The sequence below is a fragment of the Engelhardtia mirabilis genome (assembly GCF_007748095.1).
Classification (GTDB): domain Bacteria; phylum Planctomycetota; class UBA1135; order UBA1135.
In genome coordinates, this window is record NZ_CP036287.1 from 101327 (window position 1) to 117657 (window position 16331).

At 71.2% G+C, this 16331-nt stretch carries 13 protein-coding genes; 5 read left to right on the plus strand and 8 right to left on the minus strand.

Translation table 11 applies throughout. From position 1 onward, the window contains the following. The first annotated feature begins 95 nt into the window (after window positions 1-95). Window positions 96-2435, plus strand: a complete 2340-nt coding sequence (locus Pla133_RS00430; protein ID WP_145061255.1) for an ABC transporter transmembrane domain-containing protein — start codon at window positions 96-98, stop codon at window positions 2433-2435. A gap of 50 nt (window positions 2436-2485) precedes the next feature. On the opposite strand, the gene Pla133_RS00435 is transcribed toward Pla133_RS00430, so the two are convergent. The 3 genes from Pla133_RS00435 to Pla133_RS00445 form a co-directional block, all read right to left on the minus strand. Next, window positions 2486-3370: a hypothetical protein gene (locus Pla133_RS00435; RefSeq protein WP_145061257.1), complete on the minus strand. Its 885-nt coding sequence runs from the start codon at window positions 3368-3370 to the stop codon at window positions 2486-2488. Further along, window positions 3357-3788 (minus strand): hypothetical protein, encoded by a 432-nt coding sequence (locus Pla133_RS00440; RefSeq protein ID WP_419191984.1) that lies wholly within the window; start codon window positions 3786-3788, stop codon window positions 3357-3359. The genes Pla133_RS00435 and Pla133_RS00440 overlap by 14 nt, the downstream gene beginning before the upstream one ends. A gap of 343 nt (window positions 3789-4131) precedes the next feature. Then, window positions 4132-4584 (minus strand): hypothetical protein, encoded by a 453-nt coding sequence (locus Pla133_RS00445; RefSeq protein WP_145061261.1) that lies wholly within the window; start codon window positions 4582-4584, stop codon window positions 4132-4134. A gap of 52 nt (window positions 4585-4636) precedes the next feature. On the opposite strand from Pla133_RS00445, the gene Pla133_RS00450 reads away from it, so the two are divergent. Both Pla133_RS00450 and Pla133_RS00455 read left to right on the plus strand, forming a co-directional pair. Beyond that, entirely contained in the window at window positions 4637-4861 is a 225-nt protein-coding gene (locus Pla133_RS00450; protein WP_145061263.1) for a DUF433 domain-containing protein, read from the plus strand. After that, window positions 4858-5190 (plus strand): DUF5615 family PIN-like protein, encoded by a 333-nt coding sequence (locus Pla133_RS00455; RefSeq protein ID WP_145061265.1) that lies wholly within the window; start codon window positions 4858-4860, stop codon window positions 5188-5190. Before Pla133_RS00450 ends, Pla133_RS00455 begins: the two co-directional genes overlap by 4 nt. A 25-nt stretch (window positions 5191-5215) precedes the next feature. Here Pla133_RS00455 and Pla133_RS00460 read toward each other — a convergent pair whose 3' ends face one another. The 3 genes from Pla133_RS00460 to Pla133_RS00470 all read right to left on the minus strand — a co-directional run bounded on the left by Pla133_RS00460 (window position 5216) and on the right by Pla133_RS00470 (window position 11032). Then, window positions 5216-7531 (minus strand): transketolase-like TK C-terminal-containing protein, encoded by a 2316-nt coding sequence (locus Pla133_RS00460; RefSeq protein WP_145061267.1) that lies wholly within the window; start codon window positions 7529-7531, stop codon window positions 5216-5218. A gap of 153 nt (window positions 7532-7684) precedes the next feature. Further along, window positions 7685-9232 (minus strand): hypothetical protein, encoded by a 1548-nt coding sequence (locus Pla133_RS00465; protein WP_145061269.1) that lies wholly within the window; start codon window positions 9230-9232, stop codon window positions 7685-7687. A gap of 126 nt (window positions 9233-9358) precedes the next feature. Continuing rightward, window positions 9359-11032 carry an integrin alpha gene (locus tag Pla133_RS00470; RefSeq protein WP_419191985.1) on the minus strand — a complete coding sequence of 558 codons (1674 nt, stop codon included), beginning with the start codon at window positions 11030-11032 and terminating at the stop codon, window positions 9359-9361. A 163-nt stretch (window positions 11033-11195) separates the two neighbouring features. On the opposite strand from Pla133_RS00470, the gene Pla133_RS00475 reads away from it, so the two are divergent. Next, window positions 11196-14213: a serine/threonine-protein kinase gene (locus Pla133_RS00475; protein WP_419191986.1), complete on the plus strand. Its 3018-nt coding sequence runs from the start codon at window positions 11196-11198 to the stop codon at window positions 14211-14213. A gap of 13 nt (window positions 14214-14226) precedes the next feature. On the opposite strand, the gene Pla133_RS00480 is transcribed toward Pla133_RS00475, so the two are convergent. Continuing rightward, entirely contained in the window at window positions 14227-14778 is a 552-nt protein-coding gene (locus tag Pla133_RS00480) for an RNA polymerase sigma factor (RefSeq protein WP_419191987.1), read from the minus strand. Between the two features lie 107 nt (window positions 14779-14885). On the opposite strand from Pla133_RS00480, the gene Pla133_RS00485 reads away from it, so the two are divergent. Then, complete coding sequence (locus tag Pla133_RS00485) at window positions 14886-15263, plus strand: DoxX family membrane protein (protein WP_145061277.1); 378 nt, start codon at window positions 14886-14888, stop codon at window positions 15261-15263. Here Pla133_RS00485 and Pla133_RS25730 read toward each other — a convergent pair. Beyond that, window positions 15224-16174, minus strand: a complete 951-nt coding sequence (locus tag Pla133_RS25730) for a squalene/phytoene synthase family protein (RefSeq protein ID WP_419191988.1) — start codon at window positions 16172-16174, stop codon at window positions 15224-15226. The two genes, Pla133_RS00485 and Pla133_RS25730, sit on opposite strands and share 40 nt — an antisense overlap. Window positions 16175-16331: the final 157 nt, after the last annotated feature.

The following is a 16331-nucleotide window of genomic DNA, read 5'->3' on the forward strand; positions in this document are numbered from 1 at the left end:
CCGCCGCCTACGGCGGACGCCGTAGGCGGCGGTTTCGTGCCTGGCACCGTACGAACGCCTACCGGGCCCTCACCGGGCGCTAGGCTTCCCCGCCCATGCGTGCCCCCCAGTCCGACACCTCGCCCGAGGATCCGCCGCTGGTCGAGTTCCGCCGCCTGTTCGGCCTGGCGCGCCCGCACCTGCGGCCACTGATCGGGGCGACGGCCCTGATGTTGGTCGCCAGCGGCATCGGGCTGATCGTGCCGATGTTCGCCGGCGGCGTGGTCGACACCGCCCTGTCGGACTCGACCAGCGCCGAGCTGCGCTCCGTGGTCGCGGGCCTGCTCGGCCTGTTCGCGCTCCTCGGCGTGGTTGGCTTCTTCGAGAGCTACCTGCTCGGCGCCACCGGCGCGCGATTGTTGCGGGACCTGCGCTGGCAGCTCTTCGACCGCCTGGTGGACCTGACCCCCGGCTTCTACGACAAGCGCCGCGTGGGCGAGCTGCTCTCGCGCCTGGGCTCCGATCTGGCCCTGGTCCAGGGCGCCCTGACCCAGCAGATCCCCTCGGGCCTGCAGGCGTCGATGCGGTTCATCGGGACCCTGGTGATCCTGTTCGTGCTGCAGACGCGGCTGACCCTGGTCGCGCTCGTGGTGGTGCCGCCGGTGGTCCTGGTGGCGATCTACTTCGGCAACAAGTTGCAGAAGATCGCCACGAAGGAGCGCGACGCTGCCGCCGACAGCTCGGCCCTGGCCGAGGAGGCCCTGGCCGGCATCCGCACGGTCCAGTCCCACGCCGCCGAGCCGCGGGTGCGCGGGCGCTATTCGGACCAGCTCGCGGCGCTGCTCGGCATCCAACTGCGCAACGCCTGGCTCAACGCCGGCTTCGCGGGAACGGTCACCTTCGCGTCCTTCTCGGCCTTCGGCCTGGTGCTCGGCTACGGCGGCCAGTTGATGCTCGAGGGCCGCCTGACCGCCGGCGAGCTGACCTCGTTCCTGCTGTACACCTTCTCGGTGGCGATCTCCGTGGGCCAGCTCGGCGGGCTCTACGCCGGCTACCGCGGCCTCAAGGGCGCCAGCGCGCGCTTGTTCGAGCTGCTCGACACCGAGCCCGCCGTCGCGGATCCGGCCCTGGCGACCCCACCCGCGCCGCCGTTCGAGGTCGGGGCCGGCGCGATCGCCCTGAACGAGGTGCGCTTCCAGTACGAGAGCGCCACCACCCCCGCCCTCGACGGTGTGACCCTCGACGTCCCCGGCGGCGCCGTGATCGCCCTGGTCGGTCCCAGCGGCTCGGGCAAGAGCACCCTCTTCTCGCTGCTGCTGCGCTTCTACGACCCGACTTCCGGCACCATCGCCATCGACGGCCGCGCGATCGACACGATCCCCTTGGCCGACCTGCGCCGCTCGATCGCCGTCGTGCCCCAGGAGGTCTTCCTGTTCTCCGGCACCATCGCCGACAACCTGCGCCTGGGCTCGAACGAGGCCAGCGACGAGGACCTGCGCACCGCCGCCGAGGCCGCCGGAGCCCTGGGCTTCATCGACGAGCTCGACAAGTCCTTCGAGACCGAAGTCGGCGAGCGCGGCGTGCGCCTCTCCGCCGGGCAACGCCAACGCCTGGCCATCGCCCGCGCCTTCCTCCAGGACCCCAAGATCCTGCTGCTCGACGAAGCCACCAGCTCCCTCGACCCCGACAGCGAGGCCGTCGTCCAAGCCGCTCTCCAGCGCCTCTTCGTCGGCCGCACGACCCTCGTCATCGCCCACCGCCTGGCCACCGCCCGCCGCGCCGACGTGATCCACGTCCTCGACGGCGGCCACATCGCGGCGAGCGGGACGCACGAGGAGCTGTACGAGTCGAGCGAGCTGTACCGGCGCTACTGGACCTTGCAGTCGCTCGAGTTGGAGCAGGCGCCGGCCCAGCGGGATCAGCTCCCGAGCGAAGGTTCGGCGCCCGCCGGAGGTGCTGACCCGACCGCGGCGGCACGAGCCCACTCTCCCTACTCCGGCTTCAAGTTCCGTATCGTCTGGGACGGCAAGTACGTCGCCGGCGTCGACAAGATCAGCGGACTCACCAGGACCTATCGAGGAAGCGTCGACCACGAGGACGACGTGGTTCGCCAGTCGCCGGGGGAAGTGGAGTTCGGCCCAATAACCCTCGAGCGCGGAGTGACCCACGACGCGGACTTCGAAGCGTGGGCCAACAAGGTCTGGAGCGTCGGCAACGGCGCGATCCAGGAGGGCTCGCTGAAGGACTTCCGCAAGGACGTCCTGATCGAGCTCTACAACGAGGCCGGGCAGAAGGTCTTGGCCTACAAGGTCTATCGCTGCTGGGCCTCTGGGTTCACAGCTTCACCTGAACTCGGCGCGAGCGCGAAGACGGTCGCAATCCAGTCGCTCAAACTCGAGAACGAAGGCTGGGAGCGCGACACCGAGATCACCGAGCCCGACGAGCCGAGCTTCTAGGCGCCGTGCCGTTCCATCTACTCGGCGGCGGCGCCGAATCCTCCCAGGGGCTAATCGCCCGGTTCGAGAGCCCGCTCGAGGCCGCCGCGGCACCAGGTCACGATCGACTCGAGTGAGTCGGTGTCGGCGGCTCGACCAGGTCGTGCGGCTTGGATCACCTTCTCGATCTCGGAAGCGACCCGGACCGATTCGACGTGTGCGACCCGCTCCGACGCGTTCTGCAGGTCTTGTGCCGCTCGAAGCAGTGCGCAAGTGACTCGTAGGAGCAGCCGCTGGCTCTCACGAACTCGAGGTAGCGGCCCGAGCAGGTCATCGAGCGACGCCCGCCCGCGGAGTTCGAAGCGCGCGGCGTTGCCGACCCGACTCGATCGAACAACTCCGGCGAGTTCGAGGCCGCCGAGTGCGTCCGACGCAGACTTGCGGGTGAACCCGGTCTCCTCCAACAGTTCCCGCATGCCCACGCGTGCCCCGGGCTCGTTCAGCAGCAATGCGCGGACGATCTCGCTCCTCGACGTCGCGCCCATCAATCCACGGGTACGCAGCGCGAGGGCTTGGGGGTCGTCGGCGCGAACGCCCACCGGCCTCACCTCGATCCGCTCGGCCGGCCCCGCGGCCTGGGGCCAGGGCCTCTTGGTCAGCGCCGACAGCGTGCTCGCGAATCCCTGCCAGCGACCGTCCTGCGACGCTCCTTCGTTCCGAAGCAGACCGCCGATCCGAGAGCGTGAGATCAGATCGATGTTCGAGACACACCAACTGAGGGCCTCCTGACGTAGGCGCGGATCCAGGCCGTCGATGGTCGCCGTGAACAGGATCAACGCCTCGACGTCCACGCAGGCCGCGAACGTCCCACGGTCCCAACCGGGGACTCCCAAGCTGGCCCACGCCGACCAGGCGTAGTCGCTCAGCAGCCGAGGGTCGAGGCTAGCTGCGTTCATCGACGCCCCCTGCACCGAGTGCATCGAGCGCTGCTGACAATGATCCCGCGAAGCCCTCGGACGGATCGTGTTGCTGACACCATGCAGCGGCAGCAATCAGCTCGTCGGCGGTCGGTTCGAGCCGCTGAAGGTCGTCGAAGTGCTTGCTGCGCGGTCCCTGGTCGACGGCGGCGTACAGCTTGAAATGGACCTGGTCGTAGCGGCTCGCGAGGTGGACGACCAGGCCGTCGAAACGTCGAATCTCGCACCGACCGAGGAATCCCGTCGGCAGTCCGAAGTCGAGCAGTGCCGTGGGGCCGGGGTTCAGCCAATCGGCCGCCAGCTCGAGCGCCCGCGCGACGTCACGAGCAGCGTCGGCAAGTGGCTCTGGCAAGGGAGACGAGGTCCGAACAGAGCCCTCATCGACGAGCCCGACCACGTCGACGTCCTCCGTGGCCCGCCCGATCGATCCCAGGAGCAGAAGCCCCGACCCGCCGATGACGGCGATCTCGAACCGATGGCCCCGTCGAGCCAGGAGCTCGCCCAAGGTCTCGAGAGCCTCACCCAGTCGCTCAGCGCCGAGGATTGACATGCGGGACAATCTAGCGCTATCGGGTGGTTTATCCCGCAGGCTGAGCAGCGAATCGGCCGCAACGGGCCACAGGGCCCCATTTCTGCGTCAGGCCGGTACTCCCAAGGGGTCCATCCGAGGCGATGACGTGGAGCGGCCGCCCCCGGCAGGTGCCCCGGAGCGGCCGGAACGAGTCAGGCTCCGCCGCGCCTCAGCCCTGCTTCGTCCGCTCCCGCGCGAAGCGGCTGATGCCTTCCCACAGGCTCTCGGGGTCGATCTTGGCCTCGACCTTCAACTCCGCCACGTTGCCACCCGTCCGCCAGCGGTTGTCGTGGTCGAGGCTCTGCGCGAACTTCTCGGCGTCCTTGTGGGGCAGCCAGTCGTGCATCAGGCGGCGGGCGCCGTTGGAGATGACGGTGGAGTCCCACCAGTCGGCGCGGGGCAGGACGCTGTCGCGGTAGGACTGCTCCTGGCGCATGAACAGCTCGTAGCTGACGGCGGCGACGACCTTCACGTTGGGGGCGTCGGAGTCGGCCAGGCGCGGGAGGATCGCGAAGACGGACTCGGTGGTGCTGGTGCCTTGGAGCAGGATCGTGGCGCCCGTGGGTCGGTTGGGATCGTGGGAGTGCTGTACTCGGACGCCACGGTGACCCCTGACGGCCATGCTGGCGACCGGCCCAACGCCATCTCGTCCGGCACGAGGTACGATCGAGCCCGTGGACTACTCATCGATCATCACCATCGACCCCGCCCGGCGCGGGGGCAAGCCGACCATCCGTGGGATGCGGATCACGGTGCAGGACGTGCTCGAGTACCTCGCCTCCGGGATGAGCCAGGAGCAGATCCTGGCGGACTTCCCTGACCTCGAGGCCGACGACATCCGGGCCTGCTTGTCCTTCGCGGCCGATCGCGAGCGGCGCTTGACCCAGCGTCCGGCGTGAGGCTGCTCCTCGACCAGAACCTGTCGCACCGGATGCTCTCCGGTCTCGAGCAGGCCTTCCCTGGGTCGAAGCACGTCCGCGACTTCGGGATGGAGTCGACGGACGACGAGGGAATCTGGGAGCTGGCGAAGAGCGAGGGCTTCGCGATCGTGTCGAAGGACACGGACTTCTACCAACGCAGCGTCCTGCGTGGCTTCCCGCCCAAGGTGGTCTGGGTCGCCGTCGGCAACTGCCCGACCGGCGAGATCGAACAGCTCCTTCTGAAATCGATCGACGCGCTGACCGAGTTCGACTCCGACGGCGAGCGGTCCTTCCTCGTGTTGGAGTAGGACCGCCCGCCGCCGCCGGCACGCCTCAGCCCTGCTTCGTCCGCTCCCGCGCGAAGCGCGAGATGCCTTCCCACAGGCTCTCGGGGTCGATCTTGGCCTCGACCTTCAACTCCGCCACGTTGCCACCCGTCCGCCAGCGGTTGTCGTGGTCGGAGCTCATGGCGAACTTCTCGGCGTCCTTGTGGGGCAGCCAGTCGTGCATCAGGCGGCGGGCGCCGTTGGTGATGACGGTGGAGTCCCACCAGTCCGCGCGGGGCAGGACGCTGTCGCGGTAGGACTGCTCCTGGCGCATGAACAGCTCGTAGCTGACGGCGGCGACGACCTTCACGTTGGGGGCGTCGGAGTCGGCCAGGCGCGGGAGGATCTGGAACACCGACTCGGTGGTGCTGGTGCCTTGGACCAGGATCGTGCCGTCCTTGGGGCGGCTCGAGTCGTGGGAGCGCAGCACGTACGCACCGCGCGCCGCCTCGGTGTGCGACGGAATCCCCAGGGCGGCGCGGTCGGGCACTTGGACGTTGGGCCGCGTCAGGTGCAGGGCGACGATCGGCACGTCCGTGGCCAGGGCCGCGGCCAGCATCGGCGCGACCTCGTTGTGCTCCCACGGATGCAGGTTGATCACGTGGCCGTCGGGGAACAGCTGCGTGACGCCGGGCGAGAAGATGCCGAAATGGGTGCGGCTGTCCTCGGCGGTCTCGGGGCCCGAGTGGCCGACGACCCAGATCACCTTGCCCACCTTCAGCGGGCAGTCCTGGGCCAGTTGGCTGAACAGGCGCATCAGGCCGTACTTCAGGTAGCTGAAGGAGCCGTAGGTCGAGCAGGCGCCCCAGAAGCCGCGGAACTCCTCCTCGGGGGTCGCGCTCATGTTCACCGTGGCCATGCCGACGGCGACGCCGGAGTTGGTGAACTCGGTGATCTGCTGGGGCAGCAGCGCGCCGGTGGTGTTCTTGTTGCGGTCGTACCAGCCGAAGCCGGGCTGGTCGCCCCAGGCCTTGGCGAAGCCCGAGATGCTGGTCGAATCAGCCAGGTCCGCGGAGGCCGCGAGCACCAGGGGGCGGCCCATGCGCTCGGCCGCCAGGCCGTTGACCCAGGCGCCGAACTTGGCGAAGCCCTCCTTGTTGGCGATCTTCGTCCCCGGGGCGACGAACAGCTCGGCGGGCAGCTTGTCGACGGCGCACCAGTCGCGCGTCTCGTGCATGTTGGCCTCCGACGCCAGGCGGAAGCCATCGGGCTGGGTCGGGATCGACTCGCCCAGGTCCACCAGGGTGTCGGCCAGGTACTCGACCAGCTCGGGCTGGCGGTCGAACAGGCTGAAGACCGTCTCGAACCAGGCCTTGGACTGCTCGCGGCAGGCGTCCTCGCCGGGATCGGTCGTGTCGCCGTGGCCCTCGAACTCGACGTCGTACTTCGACGCGAAGTCCTCGCGGCACTTCCAGAACATCTCCGAGTTGCGGCCGTGGGCCTTGCCGTGGCTGGGCGCGTCGAACTTGTGGTAGCCGCGGCCCTTGCGGGTCTTGACCCAGACCATGCCGGGCTTGCCGCCGGTCGACTCCGGGTGCACGACCTCGAGCAGGGCGCGGGTGATCTCGGCGTAGTCCTCGCCGTGCTCGGTGCCCGCCACGCGCCAACCGTGGGGCTCGAACCACGTGCTCGGCTCGCCGTGCATGACCTCGCTGTTGGCGAACTCGTCGATGCCGTGGTCGTTCCAATCGAGCAGGTAGACCAGGTTGTCGGTGCCCAGGCCGTAGGCGCTGTTCAGCACCTCGTGGTGGGCGCCGGCGCTGAAGCCGCCTTCGCCCTCCATGGCGAAGACCTTGACCTCGCCGGCGCCGGCCAGCTTGAGCGCGACCGCCTCGCCCAGGGCCGCCGGGGCGCCGTGCCCCGAGGGACCCGTGTTGAACTTGAAGAAGAGCGTGTTGCCCTCCATCTCCGCGTGGCCCGGCAGCCCGCCGTTGTGGCGCAGGAACAAGAGGTGCTTCCACAGCAGCTGGCGATCGTGGGCCTTGTAGACCTCGTAGCGCGCGTCGCCGGTCTGCTCGTGGCGCCGCCGCAGGGCTTCGTTGTAGACCGCCAGCATCGCGTAGATGGCCGGGTTGCAATGGCCCGCCACCAGCACGAAGCGGTCGCCGAAGGGGCTCTCCGGGTGCCGGATGTCCCAGCGCATGCCCGCGCCCAGGGTCGACGCCACCAAGAGCGGCACCTTCGAGCGCGACCCGCCCGGGTGCCCCGACTGGCGCAGGTTCAGCATCAGATCGATGCACTGATCGATCATGTCCCCGATCGTCTCCCAGTGCGGGAAGTGCGGCTGGAGGGCGTCGAAGGTGGGCTTCGCGAGGGTCTGCATGAAGCGCTGGGTGCGGTCTGAGGGGGGCGGGGAGGGCCTCGGCGGGGTGTCGTTCCGCGATGGCGGCCGGAGATCATAGCGACGCCCCGCCCCGGCGCGGGTCTGCGGCCGGGGCGGGGCGTCCTGGGAGCCTCGGGGGGCCCGTGGCCGCGCTCAGGGGATCGAGAGACCCTCCAGCCACTCCACGAACCAGCCACCCGTGGGCACCAGCGTCTCGGCACCGGTGGCGGCGTCGCGCACACGGAAGGCGATCCCGGGGCACGACATGAGCGGGCAGTTGGGTCCCAGGACCAGCGTCTGGCCGCCGAAATCGGAGGTGCCGCCGGCGGCCGAATACTGCTGGTCCAGGTAGCCCTGCGGCCCGGGCGAGACGTCGGCCAGGGCGCCCGTGAGCGGGTCGAGTTGGAACAGCCGCAGGTTGTCCCCGCCGAAGATCTGGTCGCAGCAGCGGTCGACGAGCCAGACGCTCGCGCCGAGGTCGACCACGATCGTGTAGTTGTCCGGCGCGGCGAAGGGCTGGGGCACGGCGGTCAGTGAGCTCGGCGTCGACGCATCGAACAGGCCCAGGGTCAGGTCCGGCGCGACCGGCCCCGCGAAGGGCCAGTCCCGCGCGATCAGGAGCAGCTCGCCCGTGGCCGCCAAGGGGCCCGCGACCGCGGTCTGGTCGTTGCTGCCGAGGTTCTGGAGCGCCGGGGCGCCCGGGCTCGCGAGGTCGACGCGCCCCAGGCTCGCGTTGGCGGTCAGGAACTCGTCGTCGGTGTGGCTGCCGGCCACCAGCGAGCCGTTCAGGGTGCGCACCCAATCCAACTCGGCGTGGTTCGGCGGGGCGACCACGTGCTCCGCGATCGTGGCGCTGGTGGCGAGGTCGACCTCGCGCACGCGGGCCTCGAACGCGGCCGTGGGCAGGGCCGGCAGGTAGGCGCGGTTCGCGGCCGGGTCGAAGGTCGCCGGACCCACGTTGCCGAAGATCCCCAGCGGAACCGCCGGCGCGCCGACCTCGAGCGGCACGCGCTGCACTTCGCCGGGCGAGAAGAAGTCGGGCCCGACGTAGACCAGCAGCGCGTCGCCGGAGGCGTCGACCGCGGCGCCGCGGACGTCGCCCAGCAGCAGCTCGTCCGACGCGCTCCCGAAGAAGTTGTCGAAGCGCCTGACAGCGTTGTTCGTGACCACCGCTGCCACCGAGCCGTCAGCGGACAAGTAGGTCCGCGCGCCGAACTCGGTCGCGGTCGGCGGCAGCTCGAAGACCAGGTCCATCGAGGGCGAGGAGCGCACGGCGAGGCGACTCACGAAGCCTTGCAGTCCGGCGTCGAAGCGCGACTCCGAGGAGTAGAAGCGGCTGCCGAGCAGGCGCAGATGCGCCGCGTGGCTCAGGCTCACCGTGCCGGCCGTGCCATCCACGACCAGGGCCTGCAGGTGTGCCGGGGCCTCGGCCAGGGCCGCGACCTGGGGCAGGGCGAACTGGAACGCGACCTCGCCCTGGGCGTCGGCGAGGCCGCTTCCGATCTGCAACAGGCCGGCGGGATCGAGTTCGAGCAGGCCGAACGGCGTCGGGAACGAAGCCGCCGACGGGCTGTAGTAGAGGCCGACAGCGACTCCGGGGAGCAACCCGTTCAGCTCCACGTCGAGGGGCTGGCCGAGCCACGGAGCCGAGTGGGTCAAGGGCGATTGGGCGAGGAGCAAGAGGCTGGGTAAGAGCAGCATGGTTCGGACTTCGGGTGGAGATCGATCGGATCGGTGCAGGCGCGGGAGCCTTGCCCACGCGCCCACACCGATCCTCACACCGATCGCTCTCCTGCGAAAGCCCTCAGGGACCCAGCTCGCCGAAGCTCAGTTCGTCAGTCGCAGGTCGAGCCCCGCCGACGTCACGAAGCCCAGCGGCGAAGCCGAGTCCAGCGCGAGGATCTGGCAGAACAGATTCACACCGTCGAGGGCCGGCTGGCGCAGGGTCGTCTCCGGCGAGGCGTACTTGCCCGCGCCGTCGAAGTAGATCGGCACCAGGGCCAGGCCTGGGCCGGCCAGGTCGATCAGCAGCGTGGCGCTCAGGAACGGACCGAAGAAGTCCGCCTGGGAGACCATGAACAGCCCGTAGGCGAAGGGCTCCGCCCCGGCGACCTCGAGCGTGCCGCGCGCCGGGTCCGCGCCAGCGGCCGGGACCCAGGCCAGATCGAGCGTCTGCGTCGCCTCACCCGCGACCTCGCCGTATTCGCGGCTGCCCGCGACCGTCATCACGTAGACCTGGCGGGCCTGGCGCGCGCCGACCACGAAGTCGGGCAACAGGTCACCGTTGACGTCGCCCAGGGCCGCGAAGGCGGAGCCGAAGCCGTCGCTCGTTCCGCCCGAGTGCAGCTCGTCGAGCAGCGTGTGATCGGCACCGGACCAGATCTTCACGTAGCCGGCGAAGCCGATCGTCCCGCCGTAGGCGTAGATGCCGGCGTAGTCATCGGTGCCGTCGCCGTTCACGTCGCCAACGTACTCCACGTGACGACCGAGCGAGCCGTTGCCGTCGTCGGCACCCAGGTGCTTCACGATCAACGCGCGGGTGGCGCCGTCGTAGACGTAGACCGCGCCGACGTAGGGCCCGCCCTCGCTGTCGCCCGGAGCGCCGACCAAGATCTCGCCGACCCCGTCGCCGTTGAGGTCGACCTGGGCGTCGACGGAGCGGCCGAAGGCCTGGTTGATGCCCTCGCCGACGATGTCGTCGAGCTGGAACAGGATCGAGCCGTCGACGCCTGAGCGCCCCTCGACGGCGCCGCGGCGCCCGATGCCGCTGAAGAGGCGGTGCTGGGCCGAGATCAACAGGTCGGGAACACCGTCGCCGTCCAGGTCCCCGCCCCCGGTGACGTGGTCGCCGAAGCCCTCGGCGATGTCGCTGGTCGTCGTGCCGTTGTCGAAGCGCAGCAGCTCGCTGCCGTCGGCGCCGCTGTACAGGCGCGCGATCCCGCCCCAGGCCGGCGACTGGCTCTCGCCGCCGGCGGTGATCAAGAGGTCCGGCACACCGTCCCCGTTGACGTCACCGGGCGCGCCGACGGCGCTGCCCATGCCATGGAAGTTGTCCGTGCCGAAGAAGGAGCGAATCACCGAGCCGTCGGCGCCGGAGAACAGGTCGGCGCGGCCGTAGGAGGTGCCGGCCCCATCGTGGTCCGGCGATCCGACCAGGAGGTCGCCGATCAGATCGCCATCGATGTCGCCGACGCCGACGAGGCTCTCACCGAACTTCTCGCCGGCTGCGAACTCGGTGTAGGTGGTGAGCAGGGCGCCGGTGGCCCCCGAGAAGAGGTGCACCTGGTCGGGCGGCGTGAAGGGCGTGGCAGTGCTCTCGCCGACGGCGAAGTCGTTCACCCCGTCTCCGTCGATGTCACCCATGGCGCTGGCGGCGATGGCGAAGGCCGGGCTGTTGTCCGGCGAGGGCACGGTGTAGTGGGTGGGGAGCTGGGCGAGGGCCAGGGGTGCGCTGGCGGCCGCGGCGGTGGAGAAGAGGGCTGTTCGGATCTGGAGTTGCATGGCTTCGAGCTGGAGAGGAGTCGATTCGGCTGGCGTTCGCAGCGGGGCGTCGCCGCGGTCCTCTCGGTCGCGGCGCGGTGAGGTCGGACAAGAGTTCCCCCGCAAATTCCAACTTCCATCGATCGCCCCACTCCCCGCACCGGCGGGCCACAATCCACGCCGCATGACGGAAGCTCAGGACACGCCCACCCGCGACCGGGTCGCCCTGCGGGTGCTCGAGGCCCTCGCCGCGGACCGCGCCGCCGGCGGCCTGAAGTCCCTCGACCACTACCGGTCGAAGTTCCCCGGCCACGCCGACCTGGTCGCGCGCGAATTCGCCGACTTCGGCCAACCGCGACCGGCCGAGCCCGGGCGATCCACGGTGCGTCGATTCGGTCCCTACCGCCTGGTCGAGCTGCTCGGTCGCGGCGGCCAGGGTGCCGTCTACCGCGCCGTCGACACGCGTCTGGGGCGCTCGGTGGCGCTCAAGCTGCTGCCCGGCACTCCCCTGGGTGACGACGATCGCCCGCCGTCGCTCCTGGCGCGGGAGCTCGAGGCCCTGACGCGGCTCGACCACCCGGGCGTCGCCGGCGTGCTCGAGGCCGGCACCATCGACGGCTCGGCCTTCATCGCCACGCGCTTCGTGCCCGGCGAGACCCTGGCCGCTCGACTGGTCCGTTGGCGCGAGGAGGGGCCGCCCCCGGTGGAGCAGCGCGTCGAGTTGGTCGCGCGCATCGCCGAGGCCCTGGCCGCGGCCCACGGCGCGCGGGTGGTGCACCGCGACGTGAAGCCCTCCAACGTGGTGCTCGATACAGCCGATCGGCCGGTGCTGATCGACTTTGGACTGGCGCGCACCGTCGACAGCAACCTGCCGACCATGACCGTCACCGGCGACGTGATCGGCACGCCGCGCTACCTGGCGCCCGAACGCCTCGCGGGCCGCGGCGGCGACGATCCGCGCGGTGACGTCTGGGCCCTGGGCGTGCTGCTGTTCGAGGTGATCGCGTTGGAGCCGCCCTTCGACGGCCCGACCGTCGAGGCCCTGGCGCGCGGCATCGAGCGCGACGAGCCGACGCCCCTGCGGCGCCTGGCGGCGTCGACGGTTCACGGCGGACTCGGCCTCCTGGGCCGCGACCTCGACGGCGTCGTCGCCGTGGCCCTCGAGAAACGCATCGACCGCCGCTACCGCGACGCCGGCGCCCTCGCGCGCGACCTGCGGCGCCTCCTGCGCGGCGAGCCGATCGAGGCGCGACCGCCCGGCCGCTTGGGCCGCGCCGCCCGCTGGATGGCGCGCAACCCGGCCCTGACCGCGATCTTCGTCCTGCTCGGCGTCCTGGCAGCGGGCGCCGGCCTGGCGGCTTGGAAGCTCGACGCCGTGGCCCGATCCGAACGCAGCGCGCGCTTCGAGGCCCAGGCGGGGGTCGCGCGCGCCGACGCCGACCGCGCGCGCCTGCTCTTGGCCGGCGACGCCATCGGTCGCTTCACCGCGGCGGGGGAGCGCCTGGCTGGGGTGGGCCCCGCCCTGGTCGAGCTGGCAGCCGCGGGCGCTTCGCTGGAGCACCTCGACCTGCCCGAACTCCACGCGCTACGCAGCGATGCCGTGGCGGCCCTCGCGAGCATGGACCTGGTCGAGCGCCCCACAGCCGAACTGGGTGGGCTGGGTGTCGTCCAAGTCGACCCAGGCGGTCAGGTGGCCGTGGCCATGACGATCGCGCCGACCAGCGGTCGTCTGGTCCTCGAGGCGAGCTCGGTCGACGGTGACCAGGATCGTTCCGACTGCTTGGAAGGGATACGAACCACTTCGGACTTGCTCGCCGTGGGTCCGGGCGCAGAGCTGTTGGCGTTCAGGGTCGACGGGCAGTTGGTGGTGGAGGGCAGCGGACGAGCCGCGCAGGCGCTCGACCTTCGCGGCGCCGCCCGTCGGGCGGGCCTCGGCGACGCCGCCACCTTCCCCACCGTGGAGTGGGCCAGCTTCAGTTCCCGCGCAGGCGTCGCGGCCGTATTGGCCGCCGGCGCCTGGGCCCTGGTGGATCCTGCGAGTGGCGAGTGTTTCGCCGCTTCGCGCTGGGACGATGGGACCTACCGCTTCGGCGTCTTCTCTCCGGACGGCGACTGGTTTGCCGCCCCGGGCGGTGGCTCGACGGTGCTGCTGGTGGACGTCCCCGCTGCCCAGGAGAGCAGCGAGTACGAGCCGCCCGAGTTCGACTTCGGTCGCGGTCCTGTGCTGGCCGCACTCCCCTTCGCCGGGCCCGACCGGGCGCCCCAGTTGGCCGTGATCATCGAGTCGGAGCGCGGCTTCGAGCTGCTGCTGGCGGATGCCACGGGAGCTGGCCGAACGTTGGTGCAGCTGACCGGCACGGGCAACGGACCTCCGGTCATCGCGGTCGATCCGAGCGGGACTGTCCTCGCCGCCGTGGCGGGGGAGTCGCTCGTGGTGATTCGCGTCGCGGACGGACGGGTCCTGCACCGCAGCTACTTCGAGCCCGTGGGGGGCTTCGAGGTGTTCAAGCTGCGCGAGGCGAGCGAGGGCCTCGAGCTGCTCGTCTACCGTCGCAGCGCCGCGCTCTCGCGCTACCTGTTGACCACGCCGCTCGTGTTCGAAGAGCCCGCGGCGCAGCCCCTCGAGCCCTCCACCGACCCCGGCCCCTTGGCCACGCACCTGCTCGACCCGCTCGGGGGCGAGCTCTTCGATTCGCGCGCCGGCGTGCGGCCCAAGCAAGTCGTGTTCAGCGACGATCCGGAGCTGCCCCTGGACCTGGGTCGCCCGGGTGTGGCCCTGCGCTCCCCGGGGGGGCGCCCCGGCGACAGCGTCCTCGCGCCCGCAGCCCTGCCGCCCCGGGCGGCCTCGCGCCAATTGATGATTGGCGGCCCCAAGCTGGTCGGGGTCGTGTGCGTCTGGGAGCGGGGGCGCTCCGAACCCCTGTTCTCGGTCGAGGTCGAGCCGCTGATCACCGGGGGCGCCCTGGCTCTGGCTGCCGACGGCAGTCTCCTGGCGGTGTCGGAGATCACCGGGCGCACGCGGCTGTTCGACGTGGAGGCGCAGCGCGAACTGCTCGCCTTCGATCTCGCGCCTCCGGCCGCGGCCAGGATGGAGTTCGCGCAGGACGGCGACCTCGTGGTGCTCGACGCCGCGGGCCGCACTCGGCGCGTGCGAATCGATCGACTGCGCCAGGCCCTGGGCGAGATCGATCTCGACTGGTGAGCGACCGGCGGGCTCAGCGCTCGCCGAGCAGGTCGCGGGCCTGGGGCAACTCGCGCAATCGATCGCGCAGCCGTTGCCAACGCTTGCTCGCGCCCTCCGTCGTCAGGCCGACCAGCTCGCCGACCTGGGCGTGCTCGAGCCCCTCGAGGCCGCGGTGGAGCAACAGGCCCCGGTCGATGTCGTCGAGCTCCACGACCTTGCGGATGAAAGCGGTCAGGGCCTCGTCTCGCCGCACCCGGCGACTGATCGTGGTGACCTCCGCGGGCGGCTCGTGCTCCAAGCTCTCGAGTTGCCCGGTGCCGGCGACGGCGTTGCGCCGAGCGGAGCGGCGCAGGGCGCTGGCCGCGACCCTCGAAGCCACGCCGAACAGCCAGGGGCGGAACTCGCCGTGCGCGGGGTCGAAGCGCTCGAAGGCGCGGTAGCCCTCCAGGGCGACCTCCTGGAACAGGTCGTCGGCGTCGATCGCCAGGCCCAGGGGACCGCGGCAGCGCAACACCGCCCAGGCGCGCAGGGCGGGGGCCAGGGTCTCGAAGTTCCCGGCGTAGCTGTCGGACCGCGGCGGCATGGGCGCTCCCGAGAATACGCGACCCCGCTCAGATTCTCGGCCGGCGGCACTGGAGTCGTCACCCATCCGGTCGAGAGGATGGAGCACCGCCAACCGGCCACCGACCCATGAAGAAACTCGCCCTGATCGCCCGCGTCCTCGTGGGCCTCGTGTTCGTCGTCTTTGGTGCGAACTACTTCCTCGGCTTCCTGCCGCTGCCCGAGGGCACGGAGGCGAGCCGCGCCTTCGGGGCCGCCCTGGCCCGGACGGACTACATGTGGCCGTTGATCAAGGTCACCGAGATCGCGGCTGGCCTGATGGTCCTGACCGGCATCTGGGTGCCCCTGGGCCTCGTGCTGCTGGCCCCGATCGTGGTCAACATCGCCTTCTACAACGTCCTGCTCGACCCGGCCGGAATGCCGATGGGCATCGCCTTGGTCGTGCTGATGCTGCTGCTCGCCATGGCTTACCGGGAGTCATTCCGGGGGCTGTTCCGCATCGGTTGATGGGCGGCGACCGAGCGCGGCGGGAGCCACCAGAGTGCGCCCAGGGTCCAGGCCAGGGCGAGGCCCGCGCGGGTCGGTTGGGCCGGGCCGGCGGCGAGGTCGAAGTCGGCCTGTTCCAGGGCGCGCAGCCGTTCTTCGATGCCCCGCAACCAGGCCGAGGCGAAGGGGGCTCGGCGCCAGCCGAGGTCCTGGACCAGGGCCCAGGACTTGGCGAGCTGCTCTCGGGCCCACACGGTCTGCTCGGAGTAGGCGCGGCGCAGGGGCTCGGGCGTGGGCCGCTGGCGCAGGGCCGTGGCCGAGACGCCCAGTCGCGCGAAGTCCTCGGAGGTGAGCAGCAGACGGCCCAGCTCGAGGGCTGGACCCTGGACCGCGAGGCCGCGGGCCAGTTCGCTGGCCAGCACGGCGCTGTCGACGAGCAACAGCCGGCGCTCGCTCGCGCCCGCCAAGCGCCGCAGGAACAGCCGCGGGAGGGCGCGCCCGCGGCGGCGCAGGTGCTCGGCCAGCTCGCGCCGCGTGGCGAAGCTGGCGACCTCGAGCTCGGTGCGCCGGGTCGAGATGGCGGCGCGCAGGTCGTCGGGATCCAGGTAGCCGCGTCCATGGGCCAGGCGCAGGGCCACCGCCAGCCAAGAGGGTCCGCCGCCGGTGCTCGCCGCCGCCAGGCTCTCGACCTCGGCCGCCAGCCGCGCGAGCACCGCGCGGCCCCGGTCGCGCCCGAGCCGGGCCGCCCCCTCGGCCAGGGCCACGGCGGTCCAGGCCGGCGCCAGGTCCTCGCGCAGGCTCGGACCGACCAGGGCCAGGACGGAGCAACCCTCGACCCCGGCGCGGCGCAGGGCCTCGGCGCAGCGCTGGGCACAGCCGCTGGGCGAAGCGGCGGCGGGGTCGAGCAGTTCGAGCAGGGGGTCGGGCGTCACCTGGCGGATCCTATTGGAGCTCGCGCGGCGACGCGCCAGGTCCTTGAACCACCGCGGGCCCCCGCCCGCCCACTCGGGGGGACGGATGGGACAGCCTCAGGTTGCACTTCGCTTGCCGCTTCTTGCGCGGGGGCGGTACCTTCCCCGGCTCGGGCGC

Excerpts from the sequence above, each read along its gene's own strand:
- Pla133_RS00435 (WP_145061257.1), bottom strand. The coding sequence starts at position 3,370 with ATGAACGCAGCTAGCCTCGACCCTCGGCTGCTGAGCGACTACGCCTGG.
- Pla133_RS00460 (WP_145061267.1), bottom strand. The coding sequence starts at position 7,531 with ATGCAGACCCTCGCGAAGCCCACCTTCGACGCCCTCCAGCCGCACTTC.
- Pla133_RS00480 (WP_419191987.1), bottom strand. The coding sequence starts at position 14,778 with ATGCCGCCGCGGTCCGACAGCTACGCCGGGAACTTCGAGACCCTGGCC.
- Pla133_RS00485 (WP_145061277.1), top strand. The coding sequence starts at position 14,886 with ATGAAGAAACTCGCCCTGATCGCCCGCGTCCTCGTGGGCCTCGTGTTC.
- Pla133_RS00445 (WP_145061261.1), bottom strand. The coding sequence starts at position 4,584 with ATGGCCGTCAGGGGTCACCGTGGCGTCCGAGTACAGCACTCCCACGAT.
- Pla133_RS00470 (WP_419191985.1), bottom strand. The coding sequence starts at position 11,032 with ATGCAACTCCAGATCCGAACAGCCCTCTTCTCCACCGCCGCGGCCGCC.
- Pla133_RS00430 (WP_145061255.1), top strand. The coding sequence starts at position 96 with ATGCGTGCCCCCCAGTCCGACACCTCGCCCGAGGATCCGCCGCTGGTC.
- Pla133_RS00475 (WP_419191986.1), top strand. The coding sequence starts at position 11,196 with ATGACGGAAGCTCAGGACACGCCCACCCGCGACCGGGTCGCCCTGCGG.
- Pla133_RS00465 (WP_145061269.1), bottom strand. The coding sequence starts at position 9,232 with ATGCTGCTCTTACCCAGCCTCTTGCTCCTCGCCCAATCGCCCTTGACC.